This window comes from Pseudoalteromonas obscura, assembly GCF_030135505.1.
Lineage (GTDB): Bacteria > Pseudomonadota > Gammaproteobacteria > Enterobacterales > Alteromonadaceae > Pseudoalteromonas > Pseudoalteromonas obscura.
In genome coordinates this window covers 125,066-149,993 of record NZ_JASJUT010000012.1, presented here as the reverse complement: position 1 = coordinate 149,993, position 24,928 = coordinate 125,066, and the positions used below count along the sequence as shown (strand labels likewise).

Here is a 24,928-nt window from a genome sequence, read left to right as displayed (position 1 = left end):
CATTTCCTTTTGATGCGATCAGGGGGCAGCCAAAAATATGGTCAGCTGCTTGCCAATCTGCAATGTCGAGTTTGATAGTTCATTCCATTGCTTTAGCTTGTTTACCGAGACATTAAATTGCTTAGCAATACGCCATAAACTGTCTCCGGATTTGACGGTATAGGTGTAATGTTGATCTGCCAATACCGGCAATACAAGGCGTTGCCCTATACGTATGGTATCTGAGCGTAATTGGTTGAATGACTTTAATTGACTGACGCTGAGCTCATAATTGGCGGCAATGACACTGAGGCTATCACCACGACGAACTGTGTATGTTTGCCACTGGTTACTAGGCATGGTCGGTAGGTTTTGTGCATAAGCGGCCCACTCTTCGGTTTTATCTATGGGCATGATCAATCGATTGGGGCCACCGAGCAAGGCCGGAAAACGCGCGTAGCCGGTGTTCAATTTAGCCAACATAGACCAGTTTGGATCTCTGTCTAAAATCGTCGCAGCAGGCAAAGAAACGACGCTGATCGCCGGTTGGTTTGCAATGGCTGGAAAGGGCATGAGCTGTTGTTTAAGCAATTGTGTCGCTGCGATGAGCTTAGGCACGTAATGACGCGTTTGGCGCGGTAGTTTAAGGGCAAAAAAGTCGGTTGATTTTCCCGCTTTACGATTGTTTTCAATAGCCCTTAAAACACGTCCTTCGCCAGTGTTATAGGCGGCAATAGCGTGGTACCAATTGCCATCAAAGCGCTTGTGCAAATAGGTCAAAAAATCCAGTGCAGCATTGGTCGAATCAATGAGGTCTTGACGCCCATCATACCAAGGGTTTATTTCAATACCATAATGTTTTGCAATCAAAGGCGTGAGTTGCCATAGACCTGAAGCGTGTTTGTGTGAATAAGCCTGCATGTCAAAGTCGGTTTCAATCAAGGGCATCAGCGCTAACTCAATAGGGAGTCCACGTTTTTCGATTTCAGTGACAATATAGTACAGCAGCGGATCTGCGCGCTGGCTGATGGTATCCATATAGTTGGGATGTTGGAGGTACCAATTTACCCGAGTCAGTACCCGAGGATGACTTGATGGAGCGAAACTGATTTGCTGGCGGATCCGCTGCCAAACATCTTCAACCTGCATTGGCGCGATGGGAAACTCTGAAGCTACAGTCTCTTTACTCAGCTCTGGTAAAGGAGTCGGCTCGATATGTAATTCTGGCAGAGAGTTTTGGCTATGAACTGTCAGGTCGTCTTGGGTGGATTGGCAAGCTGTCAGTGATAGTACCCAAGCAATAAGTAGCGATCGTTTAAGCATGGTGGCGCCGTATTGTTGTTATTTTTGTGGCACTATTTTATAAGTTAGTGAAATAAATACACAAGTTAAAAAAATTGGTACACCAAGCTTAATTTACATAGTTTCTGTTTATTTTTTGAACTAAACTGGGAGTGAGTGCGTTTAAGTAAGTAGTTCCATTTAGCAAGAGGTGTTTTTATGGATCGCACAGAATTGAAAGAGCAATTTGAGCATAGTTATATGGACCCTATTATTCTTAGCTATGCAGACTCCAATCATTATTTGGCTGGTGGTTTAGATGTATTAGGTAATTATCATCTGATCACAGACAAACAGGGTAAGGTAGTGACCTACAACTCATTGCGTGAAGCTGAGGTTGAACTGGCACATCTCGGTGCTACAGAAGCCACACTCGATATGGAAACTGCCTATGATGAAATGGTCGGCAGCATCAGTGATGGCCATTGCCGCTTTAAATTACCTTTAGTGCATTGACCTTAGTCGCTTAATGGGGCGCTATGCCCCAATCTACAATTGTCCCAGTAACGAAACGGCGACAACGGGGTCAACACGTTCATCAAAACGCCTTGTGCCTAGGTATGAGCCACTTCGATTATTTGCGTAAAAGTTTTGCACATAGCTGTACTTGGCCGTGTTGAGCGCAGTAACGGATATATGCATCCGTAAATCAGTGAATAGTAGATACTCTGCAAACGCATTTACTTCTATTTGGTCTTTTTCTATGTATATTTCGTCAACGTAATAATTGGTCTCTTTTTCTGGGATGTACATATCAAGCCCCCAGCTGTAGTGCTGCATATCTTGACGAAACTCGATATGAGCACTCTGGGGCGTAAGGCCATCGACTGGTCGACTGCCAGTGAGAGGGTCGTCATACTGAGCACGAGCATAATCATAGCTCACGCTCAATTGGCTCCCTTCAAGCCAGTTCTCAGTTTGCCAGGTCGCACTGAGTGACCCACCAAACTGACTCGCATGGCCCGCATTGCCGATCATAGTGTCGCCATCGGGCAATTGTAGGTATTCATGTATGTCTTTTTGCCATTGGTGAAATACATTGAAATTCATCACTAGGGTATCGGCTAGGCGAATATTGAACTGGGTCGCCAACTCACTGTACTGGCTTGGTCTCAGTTGCAGGTTGCCAGATTGAGTGCGGTCGAATTCAGCATCTTGGCTCTGTACAAAGTCATCAAAATCGAGCTGATCTACGTGATGTTGAGCGGTAAAAATGACATCCCAATTCGATTGAGGGTCGTAACTTAATCTAGCTACAGGTTTGATAAAGCCCAAATAGGTTTTACTGCCTTGCTGAGCGCTACTGGATAACATTGTACGCTCCGTATTTAAGCGAGTATACAATTGCCATTGATCGCTTAGTTCAGTGGTGATGGCTGCATAAGGTTGATAGCGTAACTCAGTGACTTGGCCTTGCTCAAATCCACCGTCGTAATAGGTTATTGCAGTTAATTGATTGCGACTGATTTCAATGCCCATTTCTGGTGCATAGTGCATGTTAGGCGCGCTAAAATTAAACTGTACTACTTGCTCTTGCTGAACCTTGTGCTGCTGATATACATCAGCAGTCGCGCTGTGTTGATATGTGACTTCATTGGCGTCGGTCACATTACGATTGTGCAGTGCAATAAATTGCCATTGACTATTTTGGCCGCTGTGTTGCCAGTTAACACTCATTTCATACTCAGATTCAGATAGATAGCTATCAAACTCCCAGGGAAGTTGCCGAGCATTGTTGCGACGTTGTGCTATTTGAGTGCCGTCATTTGTCGCTTTAATTGACAGGGCAAGCCGTGTGTCTGTGAGATTACGCTGACTGGTTAACGAAATTTGGCGGCTATTGAGCTTTTCAAAGAAGTCTTCATGACCATTATCAAGCGTCTTACCGACTTCATCGCGTTCATCATACAATGATGTGGATTGATAGCGGTCATCTTGATAGTGCATATTGACCTGATGTTGCCACACATCTGCAGGTAACGAAATTTGTGTTGCTAACTCACTGGGTCGATAAGCTTGATAAGCTGACGTGAGTTTACTGCGCGCTTGCCAGTGTGCGCTGAGTTTAGGCGCACGGGTGATCACATTAACCAATTGATTAAATTGATTTGCAGTGCCAAAGGGATGACCGCTGTTGTATAGATGGATAGCGGCAATTTGGTCACTTGGCAGCTGTCTTAAAATATTCGTGAGCGACTCAGACTTAGAAACAGCAGCAGCGCCATTGATCAGCACATTGCCTGCGGCAGCACTGAGCCCACGCTGTGAGTTTGATTGCGATAAGGTAAAGCCAGGTAGTTGGTTGATTTTATCTAACGCATTTTGTCCATATAGGTTGTCGAGTGCCGAATCGGTAAATTGTATGACGGCAAATTGCTCACTTGGCATAGGCGGTATTTCTGATGCAGCAGAGGCACTAAAATAACACGCACCTAGGCAGTATACACTGAGTGAAATGGCCCGGTAGTTACGAAATGTCATGGTTGATTGAGTCCCTTGTCAACTTACTTGCTGAACTTATTTGAATAAATCAATCTATGCTAATCAATAACCTAGGGATAGCTGGTCGCTTTTTGGGACGAATGGACTGGTATTGTTCACTCATCCCAAGTGGCGTGGGACGAGTGCCATGCTGGCTGTTAGGCTACATGTTTGAGTTTGGCTTTGAGCGCGGGCTTAAATGCCTTGCTCAGCGCAACGGTTTGGCCGCTTTTGAGTAATACCAGTCCGCTGCCTGAAGGCTTGATTTGAATACGCTCAATGTAATTCAAATTAACCAGATGAGAGCGGTGGGTACGGATAAATTGAGAGTTGGGCAGCTGCTGCTCAACTTGCTTTAACGTGATGCGTTTAAGGAAATGCTGATGCTCAGTATGCAGCTCAACATAATTGCTGGCAGAGTTAATATGGGTGATATCGGCATAACTCAATAGTGCGGTTTTGCTGCCTGCATCTACTTCAAATACATCGTGTTGTTCAGTTAAGTCTGTGCGTAAAAAAGTGTGCCAAAGATAGCTGATCACGCCTAATACCAATGGATGCGATGGCGCGAAATAGAGCATGGTATAAGGGATCGGATCGCAAAGTACCAAGAAGTCAAAAATGGCTTGGTAAGTCATTGAAATGCAGAGCATGAGCGAGAGGATGCCGATCAGTTTCTGTTTAGTTAAAAGCTTGGCGCCGTGGTATTGGCTGAGTAAACGAAATACGATAGGTGTCAGCACATACCAGATCCCCCATTCTTGTAAAGCCCATCCAGGTCGATTGTTGATCTCCTCAGCGGGTGGCATAGCCCAGTCGTAAAGTACATAGGTTGCTGTCATGAAAAAGATGAATGCACTCCAACCTGCACAGGAGATCAGCCATTCCTTTTTAAGTTGTTCAGTCATCATGTAACCCTAAATCAGAAACGCGGTAGTAGTTTACTAGAATTATTCTATTTGCCTATAAAAATGTGATGATATTTTAAGCAGCTTGTTTAACCAAATACACAGCGAAAACAGGCGCCTTTTGGACGATTTAAATAAATAAGCTCACCACCATGTTGAACCATTATCTGTCTCGATAGGCTGAGGCCAATACCTGAGCCTTGCTGTTTGGTTGAAAAAAACGGCACAAACATCATTTTGCTGGCTTGTTCACTGACGCCCGGACCATTGTCACTGATATCGACACACAGCTGACCTTGTTCGTTAACTAAGCTTGTTAGTTGGATTTTTGGGGCGATATGTGTGGTTGTGGTCATCGCTTCAATGGCATTTTTACCAAGGTTGATTAGAACTTGCTCAATTTGCTTCACATCGAGTGTGCACATGGTGTGTGTTGCACATGTCACCTCAAATTGCACGTCGGGGTGTTGAGCTGTAAACAACTGTTTTATCGAATTTAGCAGCTCATTCAGGTTTGTGGGCTGCAACTTGGAGGCAGGTAAATTACTCAATTGCCTAAACTCTTGTATAAACTCACTTAAATGTGTGCTTCTGGACGCCAAAGTCGTCAGAGCAAGGGATAAGTCTTGTTTGTCTTCCTGCTCATCAAATGTCAACCCCTCGGGAAGTAAGGTTAAGCAAGTTTGCGCCATAGATGCCAAAGGTGTAATTGAGTTTGCGACCTCGTGTGTCAGTACTTTGGTTAATTGTTTATACGCTTGCTGCTCTTTGGCATTGAGTTGCTCAGTAATAGGTTGCAGTGTCACCACTTTGTATTCTTGATACTGTACGCGCAAGGTACTTACTTGTATATACAGGGTGTCTGGCTGCTCTTTGTGTTGCCACGTAAAGGTGCCATGTTTGTTTGTATTGGCCTCTGAAATGAATTTATATACCTCGGTACTTCCTGCATTTAGTGATTTTAAATGTTTGATTTTAATTCCCAGCTGCTTACTTGCTGCGGTACTTTGCTCAATCACTTGCTCATGTTCATCACAGATCAACATCGGTAGATCCATGTGATTGAACACCGCGTTGATAAACTGAACTTGTCGTTCGGCATCTATTTGCGCGGCTTGCATATGCGCTCGAGCTTGCTCGTAACTTTTGCGCAGCGGGTGAGCCAGCGGTAATCCGAGCGTGTGATCGCCATTGGCTAAAGCGCGAAACAGTTGCTCGGGATATCGCAATGTTTGTTGAAAGAGGCGACTGATCCAAGCTATGTGCATGATGGCAATAAGTAGCATGACCGCCGTAACTGCGCTCACGCCGTAATGAGTAATGGATAAATAAAGTAAAGCGCCACTAAACAGTAAACTGATTGTGCCAAGCATAGCTTTAATCTGTATATCCATATGCTACAGCCCGTATTTATCTAATCGGCGATACATCGCGCCTCGAGTCAGCCCCAGTGCTTTGGCTGCATGACTGACATTACCTTGGTGGTGCTTTAGTGCCGCACGGATCGTGCGCTGTTCAATAATTTCTAGATCAAAGGTATCTGGCTGTAAAGCCTCTGTGGGCGTATTAGCCGTTTGCTGTGGCGAAACCAGTACGTGATGGATGGCAAGTTCGCTGCCTTCGGATAAGATCACCGCACGTTCGATGGTGTGTGCTAGTTCACGCACATTGCCGGGCCAGTGATATGCACAGAGTGAACGCATGGCACTGGTAGGCAGGGTTAAATCACGGCGGTACTTTTGCTGATAGATATCGACATAGTGCTGCACTAGCAGTGGGATGTCTTCTTGACGTTCTCTGAGCGGAGGAAGACGGATTTCAATGGTGTTTATTCGATATAGCAGATCTTGGCGAAACTGCCCATTTGCAACGGCTTCAGGGAGTGCTTCATTGGTTGCACATATGAGGCGAATATCAGTATCAATGACCTTATTAGCGCCAATTGGGGTGATCTGCCTGTTTTGGATAGCAGCAAGCAATTTTACCTGCTGTGCGAGAGGCATATTAGCGACTTCATCTAAAAATAAGCTGCCGCCATGAGCCAGTTCAAAACGACCGACACGATCTGCTTTTGCATCGGTAAATGCCCCCTTCTTGTGGCCAAAGAGTTCACTTTCAAATAAGTTTTCTGATACAGCACCCATATCAAGACTAATAAATGGCATGTGCGCACGTGGGCTTTGGGCGTGAATGGCGTGTGCCGTGAGCTCTTTACCTGTGCCACTTTCACCTGTAATTAAGATGTTTGCGTCGGTTTTAGCTGCTTTCTTTAAGGTATCAAATACTTGCAGCATAGCGTCACTCTGACCCAAAAACTCACTTTGGGGGGAGCTGAGTGCCTGACTGAGTCCTTGTGTTTGTCGTGATAGCTGACTGAGTGCTTTTTTGTCTTGCGCATGTGCAAGCGCGGTGGCAATGACTGTCAGAAGTTGATCGTTTTGCCAAGGCTTGGCAACAAAGTCGGTTGCGCCATTTTTGATGGCTTCGACGGCGAGCTGTACGTCACTATATGCGGTCATGAGTACCACGGCTACGCTCTGATCTTGGGCGTGGATTTTTTTTAGCCAGTAGAACCCCTCTTGGCCACTGATGGCATCTCGATCAAAGTTCATATCGAGTAAAATGACATCAACAGAATGGCTGTTAAGTAGTGACTCGACGTCAAACGGGTTGTTTGTCGTAATGATTTTTTTATGATGTTTTTTCAGCAGTAATTTTGCTGCAAGTAAGACGTCTGTGTTGTCATCGACGATAAGAATGGTGCCTTGCTTGTCCATGCGTTGAGCTCGTAATTGTTATTTTTTGACCTTTAGAGCTTAACGTAAAACCCATTTAACTGTCCAACTATGGACATTAAGCTGTTCTGTTTTCGGACACTTATAAAAATAGCATTTAGAGAAGTTATTTATTGCTTTGATTTATAAGGAATTAATTTTTGGCATTAAACTTGTTGTAGTTAAGGTATCGAAGCCAAAGGAGCCGATACCATGGACAAAAAAATTACTACGCCGACACGTCGCAGATATTTAAAACCTGTAATTGCAACGACGGTTGCACTGCTGATCGGGTTTGGTGCGTACAGCATGAGTCAATCGGCGCAACAACAAGGGCAGTCTCAAACGGTGAATATGGCTGGCCTGACGGTCAGTGAAGTTGTCAGCGGGGGGTTTAAAGATGCACTGAGTGTGCGTGGACAGGTCATCCCTAAAACGACCATTTTTTTAGATACTGTTTCGGGTGGCCGTGTTGAAGCGCGATTGCTAGAGCAAGGCACTTATGTTGAGCAAGGACAGCCTTTGGTACAGCTCTCTAATACCAATTTACAGTTGGACGTAATGAGTCGTGAAGCACAGGTGACTGAGCAGTTAAACTTTTTGCGCAATACGCAAATGACCATGACCACCAATGCGCTCAATTTAAAGCGTGATTTATTGGATATTGAATTGGAGATCAGCCACTTAAAAAGGAAATTAACGCAATCAGAAGCCCTTTTGAGCAAAGGTTTGATCAGCCAAGAGGAAGTCGATGAAGTGCGCGAAAACCTACAATATAACCGTGATATTCATGCGCTAACTATAGAGCGCCAAAAACAGGAAACCAGCATTCGCAAAGTGCAGTTAGCACAGCTGGAGGACAGTGCAAAAATGTTACAAGAAAACTTGCAATTCGCGCGTAAAAACCTCGAAAGTTTGCAGATCATAGCACCTGTATCAGGTTATCTAAGCGAGTTGGATGTGCAGGTTGGCGAGTCCAAACAAGCGGGTGCGCGCCTTGGTCAAATCGATATCCCAGGTGAGTTTAAACTGGCAGTCAGTTTGGACGAATTCTATCTCAATCAGGTGTCGCTAGGCATGGCTATCGAGATTGCACATGGCGACCAAATGCTGCATGCACAAGTAAGCAAAATTGATAGTCGCGTCACTAATGCACAATTTCAAATTGAAGCTGCATTGCCTTCTGGGACACAGGATATCAAACGTGGCCAAGGGTTAGATGCACAACTGATGTTTAGCAACGATCAAAACCAAGCGACTTTGCTGCCACGAGGCGCTTTTTTTAGCACCAGTGGCGGTCACTGGGTGTTTGTGCTTAATGAGAATGGCACCCAAGCGCAGCGCCGCAACGTACAGTTGGGCAAAAAGAATCAACACTATTACCAAGTAATATCAGGCCTTGCACCGGGAGAGCACGTGATCACCTCTCATTATGGCAACTTTGATAAAGCCCATGTTTTAAATCTCAGTAACTAATAAAAAGCATTAAAGGACAGGAAAATGATTAAGCTCTCACAATTAAATCGCGTATTTAGAACCCATGAAGTTGAGACAACTGCACTCGATAGTATCAATTTAACCGTCAGTGATGGTGAGTTTGTTGCCATTATGGGCCCTTCAGGTTGTGGAAAGTCCACCTTATTATCCATTTTAGGGCTGTTAGATGGCCCTTCAAGCGGTAGCTATCTGTTTGACGGTACCGAAGTGTCCGGCTTTTCTGAACAACAGATGGCAAACTTGCGAAAAGCGTCAATCGGATTTGTCTTCCAAAGCTTTAATCTGATCGACGAGTTGACAGTGTTTGAGAATGTCGCGTTGCCCCTACAATACCAAAATGTATCAAAAGCAGAACTAAATCAGCGCGTTGAAGAGATTTTAAAACGTGTTGGTATTGACCATCGAGCTGATCATTTACCGCAACAGCTCTCGGGCGGTCAACAGCAGCGTGTCGCTGTCGCACGGGCCTTGGTGATCAACCCGAAACTGATTCTAGCCGATGAGCCAACTGGAAACTTAGACTCCAAAAACTCTCAAGAAGTGATGGCGATGTTACGTGAGCTAAATCGAGAAGGTACCACCGTGATCATGGTGACACACTCCGAAACGGAAGGAGACTATGCAGATAGGGTGGTCCGGCTATTAGACGGTCGGATCTTGGTGGACAAAGCCAGTCAAGTAACTCAACCAAGCCATGTTGCGTAAGTAGTAGGAGGCATTATGTTTTCAAGTTATATCACCACTGCTGTGCGTGCATTTGCCAAGCATAAACAACATTTTGCGCTAAATGTATTGGGGCTGAGTCTAGGGTTGGCTGCCGCCATTATGGTAACTTTATTTGCAGTTTATGAATTTTCTTTTGACCGCACACAGCCAAATGCAGAGCGGGTGTATCGAGTACATACAGATTATCGCAGCTGGGGTTTGCAATTTGTTGGGACTGCAGGGACTGATGCGCCATTTTTGATGAAACAGCAAACTCAGGTTGAAGATGTTTTGTTGCTTGCTGATGCCGACAGTTTAGAGTTTTATAATGCGCCGTTGGCTTTGACTGTTAAAGTCGCGGACAGACAAGTGCAGCTGCCTGATTTTTATTCTGTCAGCAACAATCTGCTCGATTTTGTGACTCTAAACGTGTTGGCGGGATCGGTGCAAGATGCCATTTCATTGCCGGACCAATTAGCGCTAAGTCAAAGCACGGCGATCAGCTTATTTGGCCGCACTGATATAGTGGGCGAACAGCTGAATCATGGTTCTGGCAGTTATACTGTCGCTGCTGTATTTGAAGACTTACCAGACAATACGCATTTTTACTTTCATACGTTGACTGCGCTGCCCAAACATGCCGACCCGGACGTTCATGGTTATGTGTATATGCGCTTGGCACCGAATGCCGATGCAACTGCCATTGAAACCGAGCTTAATCGTACTTTTACCGAAAGACAGCAAGGTCGTAGAAAAACTTTATCACTGCATATGATACCGCTGCTCGATGTGCACTTTAATAGCCGTGGCCCCTTTGAAATGAAGCAAGGTGGCTCAAAGCAAGTTATGTGGGTGAGTGTGGCATTGGCCGTGGTCTTGCTATTGGTGGCGAGCACCAATTTTATTAACTTAAATATTGCCGCTGCGGCCAAGCGTGCCAAAGAAGTTGGTGTGAGAAAAGCTTTGGGGGCGAGCCGTTTGCAACTTGTTCAGCAGTTTTTGACTGAGGCTATATTGGTTGCGAGTGTCGCTGGTTTAATTGCATTTGCATTAGTGGAAATTGCGCTGCCCAGCGTAAACCAGTTGTTGAACAGGCAGCTGAGCTTAGACTTTTCTATGTGGTTTTTAAGTGGCGTTATTGTCGTAATTTTATTGGTTGGCGTGCTATCTGGCTTATATCCTGCGCTGTTCATTTCTTCTTATAGTGCAAAAAGGGTATTGAGTGGCGACCTGCAACGTGGAAAAACCGCAATCTGGGTACGTAAACTGACGCTATATTTACAAAGTGTGTTATCAATTGCGTTGATCATCGCTGCAGTGACCATCTACAAACAAATGGCGTTAGTGAATGACTTGGAAGTGGGGTATGGCAAAACAGAGCGATTATTGGTTAAGGACCTGCCAGCTGAGTTAGTCTTTAAAACCGACAATAACCGTCTATTTGATACCATTCGCAGCATACCTGGTGTTTCTCAGGCCACCGCCAGTAATACCAATCTAACCGTTGATATGAATGGTGAGTTGCACTTAACTTGGCCCAATGGTGAGCAAGTGGAAGGTACGCAACCGACTGTTTCAACCGGATTTTATGCAGCAGAAACACTAGGCCTTACCGTGTTGGCTGGGCGTGACTTTTCTCCTCAGTATGGCACGGACTGGGCACATACAGATGAGCAAGGTATTACCCGCTATGCAATATTGATCTCTGAAAGTATGATGCGACTTGCAGGTTACACGGATCCGCAAGAGGTCATAGGTAAACAAGCGACAGCGCGCCGAGGCCGCACTCAAGTGAATATAGTTGGTGTTGTTGCCGACGTGAAACTGGGCTCTGCGAAGCAAACTCAATTGCCGATATCATTTCGTGCTGGCGTCATTAGCCACTCGTCTGCAAACATCGTGGTCAAGTTGGATGGCTCGGTGGCTGCATCTGACGTGGCGCAGCAATTGCGAGCAGTAGTGACAGAACAATTAAAGCTTCATGAGGTATCTGTCACACGTATAGAAGATGAGTATCAGCAAGCACACATTAGCGAACATCGTGTACAGCAGTTAGTTTTGTTCTTTAGCTCGTTGGCGGTATTTTTAACCTGTTTGGGTGTGTTGGGACTCGCGTCGTTTTCTGCGTTTCGCAGGCAAAAGGAGGTTGCAGTTCGAAAGGTGCTTGGCGCTTCTCGTATTAGTATTGTTAATTTACTTGCGAAAGAATATTTAGTGTTAATCATGGCTGCAATGGTATTGTCATTTCCGTTAAGTTATTGGTTCTTGGATGGGTGGCTGAATCACTTTAATGAGCGTATATCACAGGCAATTTGGATATATCTGTTCAGTGCAAGTTTTGTGGCAGTGAGCACTTGGTTAACTGTTGCCACGCTGGCGTTTCGGGCTGCCAGTATACGACCGTCTTTGATTTTACGTTACGAGTAATGGGAAGAAGCCAGCGCCGGGGCGCTGGCTTTTTTCTGATTGGCACACCAGTGTGCAAATTGCCATTTTTAGGTCCATGATCATCACAACATGCCTAGACACATCGTAGCCATTAACCCCTCTGACTTTAGCGCCATTGATATGACTGTCTGGGTGCGCAGCAACGCATATTAGAGGTTGCGGAGTACCGTTTTCATTGGCATGTCATTCATTTATAAATGCAGCGGGTAGTCGCAGTGAGTGACGGCTTCATAAAATTGTAAATTATTTAAACAAATTTAAACTTGAATAACCTCCAATGTTTCGTCTAGAATACACGTAAATTTCGAAACGAAACTTATGTGAAAGGTAAATGACCAAACGTAACACTCAACAGCGCCGCCATACCATTGTCAGTCGTGTTAATAACGAAGGTGAAGTCAGTGTAGAGGCTTTGGCTGCTGAGTTTGAAACTTCAGAAGTTACGATTCGAAAGGATTTAACCGCACTTGAAAAAAGTGGCTTACTACTACGTCGCTACGGCGGAGCGGTCGCACTGCCTAAAGAGATTGTTGCCACAGATATAGATAAGCAAGATCCATTGCGTAAAGTCGCCATAGCAAAAGCCGCTGCGGCACTGATCCGCGACCACAATCGAATTATTATTGATAGTGGTAGAACGACCGCCGCGATGATCCCTGAACTGGCGAAGAAGCGTGGTTTGGTGGTCATGACCAATGCCATCAACATTGCGAACCGCTTATTATCACTTGAGAATGAACCCACTCTTTTGATGACCGGTGGTACATGGGACCCGCATTCAGAGTCATTCCAAGGTCAAGTTGCCGAACAAGTGCTACGCTCTTATGACTTTGATCAGCTATTTATTGGTGCCGATGGCATTGATGTGGCACGCGGTACCACCACATTTAATGAGTTGATTGGATTGAGCAAGGTAATGGCAGAGACCGCAAGAGAAGTCATTGTGCTGGTTGAATCTGAAAAGATTGGTCGCAAAATTCCAAATTTAGAGCTGCCTTGGCAGCAAGTCACAACCTTGATCACCGACAACACCTTGGCACCTGAGATGCGCCAAGCGATCGAGGCTCATGGCGTAAACGTGATCTGTGCAGAGATCACACAAAAATAAACACACTAACGTGCAACAAATGGAGAGATTATGTGTGGCATCGTAGGAGCTGTGGCAGAGCGCCCAGTTAATCGAATTTTAATTGAAGGTTTAAAACGTCTTGAGTACCGTGGCTATGATTCTGCGGGCGTTGCGCTGAGCAATGCGGGTGTACTTAATACGGTAAAAGCAGTTGGTAAAGTTGCGAATTTAGCAGCGGCGCTAGAGCGCGCTGAAGTAAAAGGTACAACTGGTATTGCACATACACGTTGGGCAACACATGGTGGTGTAACCGAAGCGAATGCTCACCCACATTTATCAAATGAACAAATTGCGCTGGTACACAATGGTATCATCGAAAACCATGAAGCACTGCGCAATGCGTTAACAGAAGATGGCTATACATTCTTATCGGATACAGATACGGAAGTCATGGTGCACCTGATCCACCAACTACGCCAGCAACATGGCAGCTTACTTGAGTCAGTTCAAGCGGCAACAAAACAGCTTGAAGGTGCTTACGGTACAGTGGTATTCGATAAAGAAAACGACAATGAGATCATCGTTGCACGTTCAGGCAGCCCGTTAGTGATTGGTTTAGGCCTTGGCGAGAACTTTATTGCATCAGATCAGTTAGCTCTTTTACCAGTTACGCGCAGCTTTATCTTCTTAGAAGAGGGCGATGTTGCACGTATTACACATGACACGGTTGAGATCTTCGATATTGAAGGCAATCCAGTTGAACGCGAAGTGGTTGAGTCTAACATCACGCAAGACGCTTCTGGTAAAGGCGAATACCGACACTACATGCTAAAAGAAATTTACGAACAGCCGCTGGCCGTACGTAACACTCTTGAAGGCCGCCTTGAAAACGATCGCGTTGCAATCGATGCGTTTGGCGACAGCGCGAATCAGATTTTTAAAGATGTAAAACACGTTCAAATCATCGCGTGTGGTACGTCATACCATTCAGGCATGGTTGCGCGCTACTGGCTTGAGCAACTTGCAGGCGTGAGTTGTAATGTCGAAATTGCATCAGAATTCCGTTATCGTGAGTCGTTTGTTCACGAAAATAGCCTACTTGTTACTATTTCTCAGTCAGGTGAAACGGCGGATACTTTAGCGGCATTACGTTTAGCTAAAGAGCAGGGCTACATGGCATCAATGACCATCTGTAACGTACCTGGCTCTTCATTGGTGCGTGAGTCTGACTTGGCATTTATGACCAAGGCAGGCGCGGAGATTGGCGTTGCATCTACTAAAGCTTTCACGACGCAACTTGTTGGCTTATTGATGCTAACTGCATCGATCGCGCAAGAAAAAGGTCGTGACCAAAGTGTTATTGTTAATGCTATTAAGACTTTACCAAACAAGCTAGAAGAAGCGCTGAGCATGGCTGAAGGCATTGAGGCGTTGGCGGAAGAGTTTGCAGACAAGCATCATTCTCTGTTCCTTGGCCGTGGCTCACAGTATCCAATCGCAATGGAAGGGGCGCTTAAGTTAAAAGAGATCTCTTATATTCACGCAGAAGCGTACGCAGCGGGTGAATTAAAGCACGGTCCGCTTGCACTGATTGATGCGGATATGCCAATCATTGTTGTGGCACCTAACAATGAATTGCTTGAAAAGCTTAAATCAAACGTTGAAGAAGTGCGCGCTCGCGGCGGTATTATCTACGTATTTGCAGACAAAGATTCCGCGTTTGCTTCTGATGACACAATGCGTGTAATGAACGTTAACCACGTTGAAGACATCATCGCGCCAGTTGTCTATACAATCCCACTACAGCTTTTGTCGTACTATGTTGCTGTGATCAAAGGCACTGATGTTGACCAACCACGTAACCTAGCTAAATCTGTAACGGTTGAGTAATTAGGTATTTAGGGGTTTGAAAAAGGCGCGTAAGCGCCTTTTTTTGCTGTGTTTAACCTAGAATTCTCACAGCCCAGTGAACGCCAGTCGCTCATTTAAATTTTCCCTAATATTTAGAAAGATAGCAGTTCTTACTTTTTTAGATGTTTATTCGAACAACTTAGAGAACACAATAGTGAAGTATGCTGCTGGTCGCTACCTTGATTGGCTGCGCTTTGAAGTATGACTTTTCATGGGTGTTAGCGACAAATTTTGTGCAATTATGGCTGTCGGGCTGAATGACTATCGCTATTAGACTAAATTGAGCCTAATAGCGATGCAGTGGCGCACCAAGTAAACTACTTTTCAGCAAGGACCAAAATGCCTTTAGTTGTTGGAGATATTGCCTGTTTTGTCTCTCGGTCGACTAGAAGGACTCGACTAAAGCCGTTATTTAGCAGCATCTCATGCATTTCTTCAGGCTCCCAGTAATGGAGAGTGTCTTTTAAAGTAAATGACTTTTCCTGATCTTGCGTTTTTAATAAGTAATGAATATCTGAAGTGTGTTGCTGTACTTCGGTGTCAATTGAGTTTTTGATGTTGATTGACAAGTCGATGCCTTCAAAGCTTGAGGCATGCTCAATATCATGTAAGTAGTCACCTTGAGCTAACAAGTTGATCGGGTAATAGTAATCAAAAATAAATATCCCTTTGGGCTTTAAATGATCAGATATGTTTTGCAAAACTGTGGGGGCAAGTTCTGAGTCAACGTAACATAAAACGGAGTTGTGTGCATAAGCGCCGTCAAACAGAGTATCAGATTTAAACGATGCGATGTTATCAACTATGAAGGTTGGGTTAGCACGCCCTTCCAGTTTACTCTCGGCTCTTGAAATCGCTGACTCGCTCAGGTCAACACCCGTAATATCGTAATTAAACTCAGAGAGGATGAGTGCATGGCGACCATAACCGCAACCTACATCAAGCAACTTTGTCGTCGGCTCACTGTTAACAAACTTAGAAAAAAGGTGGTGTAAATAATCACACTGCTGTTGCGTGTTCAGTTGGGGAGACAGAATGTGCTCTTGGACATCATCTATGTTGTTAATCTCATCTATAAGCTTAGTTTTATTAAGCATTTGATTACCCTTTTTATTTTAAAGAGAACTTTTAATCTACTAAAACCAGTGATGTGTTTATATTGGTGTGTTTTCTGTGTTGATTTTAGTTTTGGTGTTTTTTTGAATTTAATATAATTTAACTTTATTTTTTACTGTAATATCTAACCGTGTTTTTAATTGTTTGTTAATTTGTCTGTTAATGCTTGTTGGTGGTTTTAAATGTGGGGGATATAAGGAAGTGGCACTACCACATTTTGTTTTTATATGAATGTGATAGTGCAGTTGTTTACACCATGATTAGTGTAAAGTCAGACTCTATACGTTTAGAGTGTTAACACTTAGGTCAAGCGTGTCAGAACGTTGATTATCTTTTTGTACTTCGTTGTTGATCTCTACGTTCTTAACTGAGTTTAGTTCACCGCCCCATGCTTCTACAGCGTTTTCTTGTGAAACTAAAGTGCTTGTATCTTTACCAAAACAAAATGACATATTTAACTCCTTTAATTATTAATATTATTTAAATTGCCATGGGTAATGCTAATAATACCCCTCAAGCAATCATATTCTCTAGAATGAGAATTTAGTATCGTCCACTTTGAAGCTATATTAATAGCCGTATCCAGTGGACCAAGAAGTCCATGAAAATGAACTTGAATTCTGTACTTTTTAGATATTGATTCTTTATCAAATAAATGGGCGTTACTTTCTAAGTAACCTTCTAACTCTTGCCTGTTATTTATTCTTTCTTTTGGATGCCAGAAGATCAAAATGTCTAAATCATCTGGATCAGGCTTCGTTGAAATAAAAGACCCACCTATAAAAATGCGTGCAATATGGATTTCACTGTTTTGCAAATCGCTTATCAAAAGGCATAAATTATCTGATAACCTTTTTCTTAGAGTATTATGTGCAAATAACAACTCTAGGCTTTGCCATGAAATTTCGTAAGGAGAGCTATACTTTAATACTCCGTCTTCGTCATGTATTAAAGAAGGTAGCAATCCTTTGTTATTGAAATTAAGCTCCTCAAAGGGAACTTCATTAAAATATTCCATACACCACTTTATTATTAATAATGTCGTTTTCTCATTTATTTATTCCAAAGGTTAATTCAATAATTTTAAGCTGTAAAGTGTGTTTTATAATTATTTTCAATTTGATTTAAAATAATTATATTCAAGCTGTAAATATTGACAGTGATTTTTTATTTATCTGATTTTGTTGCACTTTTATGTCATTTTAAACTTGTTTTTTGAGTGTTTTTCAACCGTTGTGTTCGCGTTTTTAAATTGGTTTTTTGGCTTGTTAAGAAGTGATGAGTTCATTGAAAGAAGGTAAGGTTTATTTATAAGTTTGATGCTGTAATACCTTGGCCTGTTTAATTGTAAGCCAAGGAATATACTTATCTGAGCTTTGAGGTATGTCTACACAGTTAATTTGTTTTTATTTATTTGAGGTCGAACTAAATAAGAAGACGTATTTATTCAAACTCAACAGCGAAGCAATACGTCTAAAAAGAGTTTATTAGCCAGTACGTTGCCTATATTTGGATCGTACTCCAGCGCCCTTGATGCCATATTTTGACAAAAATACCCGCTTGAATTGCGCGATACGCGATATTCAAACACCAAATTGCCAATAGTCCCATGCCAAAGTGATGGCTGGCTATCCAAGCTGCCGGTAAGAACACCAGCCACTGGATACTAAAGGATATTTTTAATACCTGTTTACTGGCACCTGCGCCAAGCAGTGAATTAAGCAAGATCACGCCCACCGCATCAACAGCCAATAGCAAAGATATGAGTTGTAAAGGCAATCTAGCCATGTCGACTAGGTGTTGTTCGTGGACAAAGGCGGATAACACGAGGTCGGGAAACAGCACCATGGGTAAGCTTATAGAACACATAAACAGTACCCCTATCATTGCAGTATCCCACCCCCAGCGCTTCGCCTTTTCAGGCGCATCTTGGCCTAATGCCTGTCCAACTAAAGAGGCTGCTGCAATGCCAAAGCCGATACAGGGTATGATCATAACCAACGTAACATTGACCAACACATTCGCTACCGCTAGCTCGTCAGTGCCTAAGGTGCCAATAATAATGAACATGACTGTTAAACCAATGGCCCGAAAAAGTTGTTGTAGCCCTTGTGGCAACGAAAAATTTATAATCTGTTGGAGTTGCGCTTTGGTTGGCAGCTGCTGGAAAAAACCAGCTGGTTTCGAATATTTAAACCCAAGATAAAAGCAGTAAATGGTGCCAATAAGCAGAGATAGGGAGGTTGCCACACCAGCCCCAGTTACGCCCATTTTTGGAAAGCCCAAACTGCCAAAAATCAATAAATAATTGAGTATGACATTACAGACTAGCATTAAAAATAACGAGTTCATGAACAACTTCGGCCGCTTAATACCGCTCCAGTAACCTCTAAATGACAAGGTCATTGCGACTGCCGTGATGGCTAAAACGCGTACCTGCAAATAGTCATTGCCCAACAAGATGACATTGGGATCATCATGAAGTGATGGGAAAAATAATGGAACCGTATAATAGAGAACAATGGACAATGGGATGCCAATAACACCGCTGATAAGTAGCGCACTATTGAGTGGGATGGCGGTTTCAGAGTCATTGCCTTTACCATGCAAGCGAGAAGAAATGGTCAGTACTCCACTGGTGAGCCCGATCAGTAGGGCAAAGGACACAAAGTTAACTTGAGAAGCAATACCGACGGCCGCTAGGGCGTCCGTACCTAATGTCCCCACCATGGCCATGTCAATCACAACCATGACATTTTGAGACACCATGCCTGCAATGATAGGAATTGCAAAGCAAATGATTGTTTTTACTCGATCTAGCAAAACGATCTCCAGCTATCACCCGAGCTTATTTTTAGGGTGATTTATAACATGCCTGACGCGGAGCAATCCGAGCAGGGTGGTTGGTACGAAATAGCTCTATCGCACCTAAAGTAATCGAGGGCGAAAAATAACCTTTGTTGCCTTATGACTGTGAAGTGCTCGCCAAAAAAGAGTGCTATTAGCCGCTATTTTTTAACACCTAAAAGCGTACATAAAAAGCTATTTTTTGCCCGTTTGTTAAATCAACTCATCAAGCATGACAGACATTGTCCTGTCAGTGATGGGTTGATGGCTTTGCAGTTAACTTGTTATTTTTTCTTCTTCAGCTGATCTCCAAGAGTGGTAAACTTCATTGCTGAGCGCGAGACATTCCATGTTGTAAATTCCCACCACTTCGCCGTTAACCAGCAGATCACTTTGCCAGTTAATGATGCGGTTGCCGCCGACATCCAGCACATTCATATCGCCATTAGTGATGAAGATGGACTCGTGTTTTCGTAGTGCTCTTTGTAAGCGAATTTCAAGCGATTTCAGGATCCCCACTCCTTCTTTGAGAGCGCTATCTTGTTCGGCGTTTTGAGGTGACAGCAATTTGCCCATTGAGCGCTGATGCTGTCTGCACCCTTCGATGAGGTGGGTCACATCAATGACGCCGGCACTATTGTCGTTGAAAATAGTGTCCGAATGATTCGGCATAAACCATACGCCGGATTGGTCCCAGGCAGATGTCGCAGTGCTGATAAATACGTTGTCACCATTGTGTTTATTCACGGTACTGCGATCACATGGGCTGGCATCATCAGCCAAGGCAGAATCAGATAACGGCGCATCAGCAGAAGAGGAAATCTGTTGAATGGTAACCTTGGCCTGACAAATATTTTTATCAAATTGGGTTACGCGGGTTGAGAAGGATTTTGACCCTGTGATCTGGTCATCATTCACTTCGGTACAGAATAACTCTGCGCTATCGTGTTCGCAAAAAGCATCAAATTGAATGGTCAAAGCCTGAGTATAATACTCAGATGCATTTGTGCGGTGCAGCTCTGAGGCTTTAATTAATTGCATCGTTGACTCAATTAATTGCACGCCTGTTATATGGTCGAGCGGGTGATCATTAAAAAATGGGTGGTCCTTGCAAACGATGGAGTCAGCTCGCAATGCATTGGCGTCGTGAAGATCAGGTTTGATGTTCTCGATAATGATGTTGCTCGTCTGCTGTTTAAGATTGTTGGTGATCTCTTGCAAGGCTTTTTCATCATACTCTGGCACTTGTGGGGCTGCGCGCTCGTTCTGTATAGCTGTTTGTGCAGAGGCTTTGTTCAGTAACTCGGATATCTCATCGATGGTTGATAGCGGTAATAGCTGAGCTGGTTCTAACGACAGCGCTGAAAACGCATGGATAATGTCGTTTGTGAGCTTGAGTCGAGTAATGGAGTCCACACCTAGCTCAGTCAAGTCGAGAGACGGATCCAACGCTTTGATGGCGTGATCTGTATGACGGGAGACCATCTCTTTTATCGTGTCGCTGAGGTTGTTTTGGGCTGAACTCTGCTGCTTGGCTGATGACCTAACCACTGGCTTTTTGGTCACAATAGCGCTGGTTTTGCCGGTTTTTTCTTGAAGCAGTTGGACTATGTCATCAATGGTTCGCAAAACCAATATCTCAGTGACCTCTATCGCACAATCAGGGTACATCTTGATCAATTGATTGGTTATCTTTAAACGCAGAATTGAATCAACACCAAGCTGGTCCAAGTCCACAGATGTGTTGATATTTTGAATTGGCAGTTCGGTACTCTCTGAAACGGCACTCAGAACATTCTGCGTGATGTCATCAGTGATCGTTACACGGGCTGTATGTGGTAAAGGCTTCTGGGTGTGTGAAGCATCAATCATATCAGTTTGCACTGTGCTGAGCTTGGGCAAATCTGGTAGCCAATAACGACTTTGTGTAAATGGATACGACGGTAAGTTGATGCGTTTGGGGCGCGTGTTTTTATGCAGTGAATGCCATGAAGAAGGAGTGGCGCCACGTACCCAGAAGCTTGCGATTTTATGCAGCTCCTTGACTTCAAACCAATGGTTAAAGGCGGTTGTTAGCCCTTCATCAGAATCCCAATTAAGCGATTCTAGCTCTTTATCTACCGCCCCTCGGTAGAAGTTACCGCGCTTCGATGTGCCGGATAAAAATTGATATAAAGCATCCATTAATTTCGTTGGCGAATCAACAATGATAGCCAAGCGTTCTTGCATGTCATGGCGGCCTACTTGCAAGGTATAGGCAATATCAAGCAGCGTTTGCTGGCTATCAAAGGTGTCATTGATACTTTGCCTGATCAGGTGACTATGCAATCCGCTGGCAACCTCCATCAGTTGCTCAGGGGTTTTAGCCGACAGTAAAATTAACTGTGCAGCAGCTTCATGGTTGCTGCTTGCCACGACGTTATCTGCTATTGGCTCTTCAACGACTACGTGGGCATTTACACCGCCAAAGCCGAACGAGCTGATCCCTGCACGCAAGGGGATCGGCTCACCGCTCGCATCTGTCAAACGCAGCCAAGGTTGAGTTTTATCAACCACGTAAAATGGGCTTTGTTGCAGTGAAATAGATGGATTAAGTTGGTTGAAATGCAGTACACCGGGCAGCGTCTGATGCTTCATTGACAGCAACACCTTAATCAAACCAGCGATGCCTGCGGCAGACTCGCAATGGCCAATATTGGTTTTTGCTGTGCCTAGACCACAATATTGATGTGGCAAAGTGTCAGATAAAGCATTAAACGCTTCTTTTAAAGCTTCAGTTTCAATCGGATCACCTAGAGGCGTACCTGTACCATGGGCTTCTATATAGCTGACAGTTTCTGGGGCTATATTTGCAGTTTGGTAGGCTGATTTAATCAGTTGAGTTTGACTGTCGAGATTTGGTGCGCGCAACGAGTTAGATTTGCCATCATGATTGGTCACAGCAGACTTAATGACGCCATAAATTGTATCATTGTCCTTGATTGCCTGATGGTAGGGCTTGAGTAACACGGCGCCGTATCCTTCTGCACGCACGAATCCATTGGCCTTTTCATCAAACGTTTTACATGAGCCATCAGCCGACAACATGCCTGCGCTGTGGGCTGCTTTGTAGACGCGCGGTGTTAAAATGAGATTTATCCCCCCGGCGACGGCAAGGTTACAGGTGCCGTTTTTAATCGACTCAACGGCGTGATGTACAGCAACCAAAGAGCTTGAGCAGGCTGTATTGATAACTTCACTTGGACCATTAAAGTCAAACCACCTTGAAGCGCGATTGGCTATCATGCTCATATGAACACCTGAGTCCAGATAGGCACCATATTTCTCTGTGAGTTCAGGCTGCGCCAAGGTTAGCTCTAGATAATCATTGTTGTGGGCACCGATGAATAGTCCGACATTTTGATCGGCTAATTGCTTGGGGTTGTGTCCTGCACTTTCAAACACGCTCCACGTCATTTCCATCACTTTACGCTGCTGCGGATCCATACTATTGGCTTCAAGAGGAGAAATGCCAAAAAACTCCGCATCAAAGGTATCTATGTCGTATAAAAAGCCGCCTCGGTTTGGAAAACCATTGAGTTCAGACGCTTTTTTATCCTGTGAGAACGCTTGTCTATTTGTTGGTATAGCTGAAATACTGTCGTTTTGGTGGATCAAGTTGTCCCAAAAGAGGTCGAGATCGGTTGCGCCGCCAGGGAAGTGGCCACTCATACCAACGATGGCTATCGCGTCTTTGCCCTGTTCGCTATGGCTGTGCTGATCTGCATCTTGATGCTGGCATGCATCGACAGCGTTTTGCACGCCCGTCGGTTGACTAAGTGAGCTTAGCGCTTCGTGCAAGTAGCCTGCAAGCTGGCTAAAGCTCGGGTATTTAAACAGCATGACCGGAGCAAATGCGGTTTTAAAGACCTCTTCAATTTTTTTAGCAATGACGACGTATTGAATTGAATCCAACATAATGGCGCTTAAGTCATCAACATTGGCAAGATCCTGTTGAGTTAGGTTTAGCTCTGATGCAAAAACCGTATTTTTCAAGGTCTCTATGGTAGCTGCGATGTTAGCACTGTCAGGCGCTGTTGCAGTATTTGTTGCTGTCGTTTGGTGCGCTGTATCGCAATAATATGCTGGCAGGGTATCGGCTTTGCGCAAGTTTCGACATGCTTGTTTTTGGATTTTTCCGCTGCCTGTTCTGGGGATCGTTTTTTCAGGCACTAAATGAATTTCATGGGCTCTGATACTGTGATTTTGAGCTATGGCCTGTTTAATATCGGCGACGATGTCGTGATAGTCTGCTTGACTTAATCCATCCTTGACTTCTTGTACCACAATGACTTTCTCTTCGTTATCGATCACTTGTGAAAAGACAATCATGGCAAGTTTAAGGTAGTCTACATGGCGCTTAATTGACGCTTCAATATCAATAGGGTGGTGGTTTTTTCCATTGATGATGATGACGTCTTTTTCCCTACCAACAACGTAGAGGTAACCGTCTTCTACAAAGCCTAAATCACCTGTTCGAAGGAAGTTTTGATCTGAATTTGCCACTTTTGCACTGAAGGTCGAGCTTGATTCATCTGGTCTATTGAGATACCCCGCAGCAATGGACGGTGAATGCACTAATATTTCGCCTACCGTGCCTTTTTTGCATGGCGTCAGCGTGCCTTTTTCGACAATCACCACAGAAGTGTCACCATTTATCTTGCCGCAACTGGCCACGGTTTTAGCCTTATTGGCTCGTTCAGTGGGCTGGACTTTGTCTTGTTCCAAAGATTCTATGTCTAGTGACATAAAACGCTCTTTGCTGTTGATGTCGCCGGACACAACAGAGCAAACTTCAGATAGGCCATAACAACAAGTGACAGCATTTGGATTGAGGCCGAGGCATTCAAAGCGTGTATTAAAATTCACATAGCTATCGTAGTTAAAAGGCTCGCCTCCACAGACAATGGCCTTTAGGGACGCTAACGGTTTTTGCTCTGATGATAAAAACGCATCGATGTTTACTTTGTTCACGCAGTAATCAAGGGCAAAGTTAGGCGCAGCGGTGTGGGTTGCCTGATACAGTGAAATACGTTCAAACCACAAATTTGGCTGCAACAAGAAGTATTTAGCATCAAATATGACGCTAAATGCGCCTCTTGATAGCGGCGCTAAAATTCCAAACACTAAGCCAAAGCTATGAAACTGGGGCATCCATGAAGTGATCCGACTATCTCCGTTGATCTCCCATTGTTGCGCGCCGATATTTATTTGTGACTCTAAACTTTGGTGAGGAATTTGCACCCCTTTAGGTTGAGAATTTGACCCGGAGCTATAGAGCAAAATTGCGAGATCGTCGGGTTGCTTAGGACGTTCGGGCGTGAGTTCTTGATCAGCACAAATGAGCTGATTGATATCTAATATGTGCGTGTCTTTTAGCTTTTCAGATTCAGCAAGTTGTTGAGATATTTCCGTATTTGTAAGAATGCAAGTTGCTGCTGAATCAGCAATGATGCGGTCTAGGGTCTCGGACAGCTTGTCTTTTTGTGTCAAGTCACCAAGGGGGATCGGGATGATGGCTAGGTTCGCATACCAACATGCCAGCAGGCTGTAGACATACTCCATCCCCTGCGGAAACAGAATGATGATTTTTTGCTGTGATCCCAACATATTGGATAGCGCACTTCCAAGTTGCTGAGTGTGTTCGATTAAATTTGCCCCTGTGATGACGTCTAAGGTGTTGTCATCTGCTGGTGTAGCAAAGAGCTCTTTTTTCTCAAACGGAGCGATAAAGTCAATCACAGACTCCCAATGAGGGGCGCCACATGTGTCAATGAGTTGTTTTTTTTCTTGTTCTTGTTTCATTATTTATC

Annotated in this window: 16 protein-coding genes; 6 read left to right on the top strand and 10 right to left on the bottom strand. The window is 44.2% G+C overall.

Annotated elements, in window-relative coordinates:
* Positions 1–18: 18 nt before the first annotated feature.
* The gene (locus QNM18_RS22250; protein WP_284138481.1) at positions 19–1,302 is read right to left on the bottom strand and encodes a LysM peptidoglycan-binding domain-containing protein; all 1,284 of its coding nucleotides are present in this window, start codon (positions 1,300–1,302) and stop codon (positions 19–21) included.
* 177 nt (positions 1,303–1,479) lie between these two features.
* Here QNM18_RS22250 and QNM18_RS22245 point away from each other — a divergent pair, with 177 nt between their 5' ends.
* On the top strand, positions 1,480–1,776 hold the full coding sequence (locus tag QNM18_RS22245) for a DUF6482 family protein (RefSeq protein ID WP_211012619.1): 297 nt from the start codon (positions 1,480–1,482) through the stop codon (positions 1,774–1,776).
* A 33-nt stretch (positions 1,777–1,809) separates the two neighbouring features.
* Here QNM18_RS22245 and QNM18_RS22240 read toward each other — a convergent pair whose 3' ends face one another.
* The 4 genes from QNM18_RS22240 to QNM18_RS22225 all read right to left on the bottom strand — a co-directional run bounded on the left by QNM18_RS22240 (position 1,810) and on the right by QNM18_RS22225 (position 7,486).
* Positions 1,810–3,801 carry a TonB-dependent receptor gene (locus QNM18_RS22240; RefSeq protein WP_284138480.1) on the bottom strand — a complete coding sequence of 664 codons (1,992 nt, stop codon included), beginning with the start codon at positions 3,799–3,801 and terminating at the stop codon, positions 1,810–1,812.
* Between the two features lie 158 nt (positions 3,802–3,959).
* Positions 3,960–4,709, bottom strand: a complete 750-nt coding sequence (locus tag QNM18_RS22235; protein ID WP_211012617.1) for a LytR/AlgR family response regulator transcription factor — start codon at positions 4,707–4,709, stop codon at positions 3,960–3,962.
* 89 nt (positions 4,710–4,798) lie between these two features.
* Complete coding sequence (locus QNM18_RS22230; RefSeq protein WP_284138479.1) at positions 4,799–6,103, bottom strand: sensor histidine kinase; 1,305 nt, start codon at positions 6,101–6,103, stop codon at positions 4,799–4,801.
* Between the two features lie 3 nt (positions 6,104–6,106).
* Entirely contained in the window at positions 6,107–7,486 is a 1,380-nt protein-coding gene (locus QNM18_RS22225) for a sigma-54-dependent transcriptional regulator (protein ID WP_284138478.1), read from the bottom strand.
* Between the two features lie 210 nt (positions 7,487–7,696).
* Between QNM18_RS22225 and QNM18_RS22220 the strand changes: the two genes are divergently transcribed.
* The 5 genes from QNM18_RS22220 to glmS all read left to right on the top strand — a co-directional run bounded on the left by QNM18_RS22220 (position 7,697) and on the right by glmS (position 15,092).
* The gene (locus tag QNM18_RS22220) at positions 7,697–8,959 is read left to right on the top strand and encodes an efflux RND transporter periplasmic adaptor subunit (RefSeq protein ID WP_284138477.1); all 1,263 of its coding nucleotides are present in this window, start codon (positions 7,697–7,699) and stop codon (positions 8,957–8,959) included.
* Between the two features lie 24 nt (positions 8,960–8,983).
* The gene (locus tag QNM18_RS22215) at positions 8,984–9,685 is read left to right on the top strand and encodes an ABC transporter ATP-binding protein (protein ID WP_211012613.1); all 702 of its coding nucleotides are present in this window, start codon (positions 8,984–8,986) and stop codon (positions 9,683–9,685) included.
* 15 nt (positions 9,686–9,700) lie between these two features.
* On the top strand, positions 9,701–12,112 hold the full coding sequence (locus tag QNM18_RS22210; protein ID WP_284138476.1) for an ABC transporter permease: 2,412 nt from the start codon (positions 9,701–9,703) through the stop codon (positions 12,110–12,112).
* A gap of 352 nt (positions 12,113–12,464) precedes the next feature.
* Positions 12,465–13,241, top strand: a complete 777-nt coding sequence (locus QNM18_RS22205; protein ID WP_023398964.1) for a DeoR/GlpR family DNA-binding transcription regulator — start codon at positions 12,465–12,467, stop codon at positions 13,239–13,241.
* A gap of 30 nt (positions 13,242–13,271) precedes the next feature.
* Positions 13,272–15,092, top strand: a complete 1,821-nt coding sequence (glmS, locus tag QNM18_RS22200) for a glutamine--fructose-6-phosphate transaminase (isomerizing) (RefSeq protein ID WP_211012611.1) — start codon at positions 13,272–13,274, stop codon at positions 15,090–15,092.
* Positions 15,093–15,430: 338 nt separating this feature from the next.
* On the opposite strand, the gene QNM18_RS22195 is transcribed toward glmS, so the two are convergent.
* From QNM18_RS22195 to QNM18_RS22175, 5 genes are all read right to left on the bottom strand, one after another.
* Positions 15,431–16,210 carry a class I SAM-dependent methyltransferase gene (locus tag QNM18_RS22195; protein WP_284138475.1) on the bottom strand — a complete coding sequence of 260 codons (780 nt, stop codon included), beginning with the start codon at positions 16,208–16,210 and terminating at the stop codon, positions 15,431–15,433.
* 297 nt (positions 16,211–16,507) lie between these two features.
* The gene (locus QNM18_RS22190) at positions 16,508–16,681 is read right to left on the bottom strand and encodes a hypothetical protein (RefSeq protein WP_284138474.1); all 174 of its coding nucleotides are present in this window, start codon (positions 16,679–16,681) and stop codon (positions 16,508–16,510) included.
* Positions 16,682–16,692: 11 nt separating this feature from the next.
* Entirely contained in the window at positions 16,693–17,247 is a 555-nt protein-coding gene (locus tag QNM18_RS22185; RefSeq protein WP_284138473.1) for a DUF6932 family protein, read from the bottom strand.
* 485 nt (positions 17,248–17,732) lie between these two features.
* Positions 17,733–19,052, bottom strand: coding sequence for an MATE family efflux transporter (locus tag QNM18_RS22180; protein WP_284138472.1), 1,320 nt, complete (start codon positions 19,050–19,052; stop codon positions 17,733–17,735).
* Between the two features lie 300 nt (positions 19,053–19,352).
* On the bottom strand, positions 19,353–24,920 hold the full coding sequence (locus QNM18_RS22175) for a beta-ketoacyl synthase N-terminal-like domain-containing protein (protein ID WP_284138471.1): 5,568 nt from the start codon (positions 24,918–24,920) through the stop codon (positions 19,353–19,355).
* Positions 24,921–24,928: the final 8 nt, after the last annotated feature.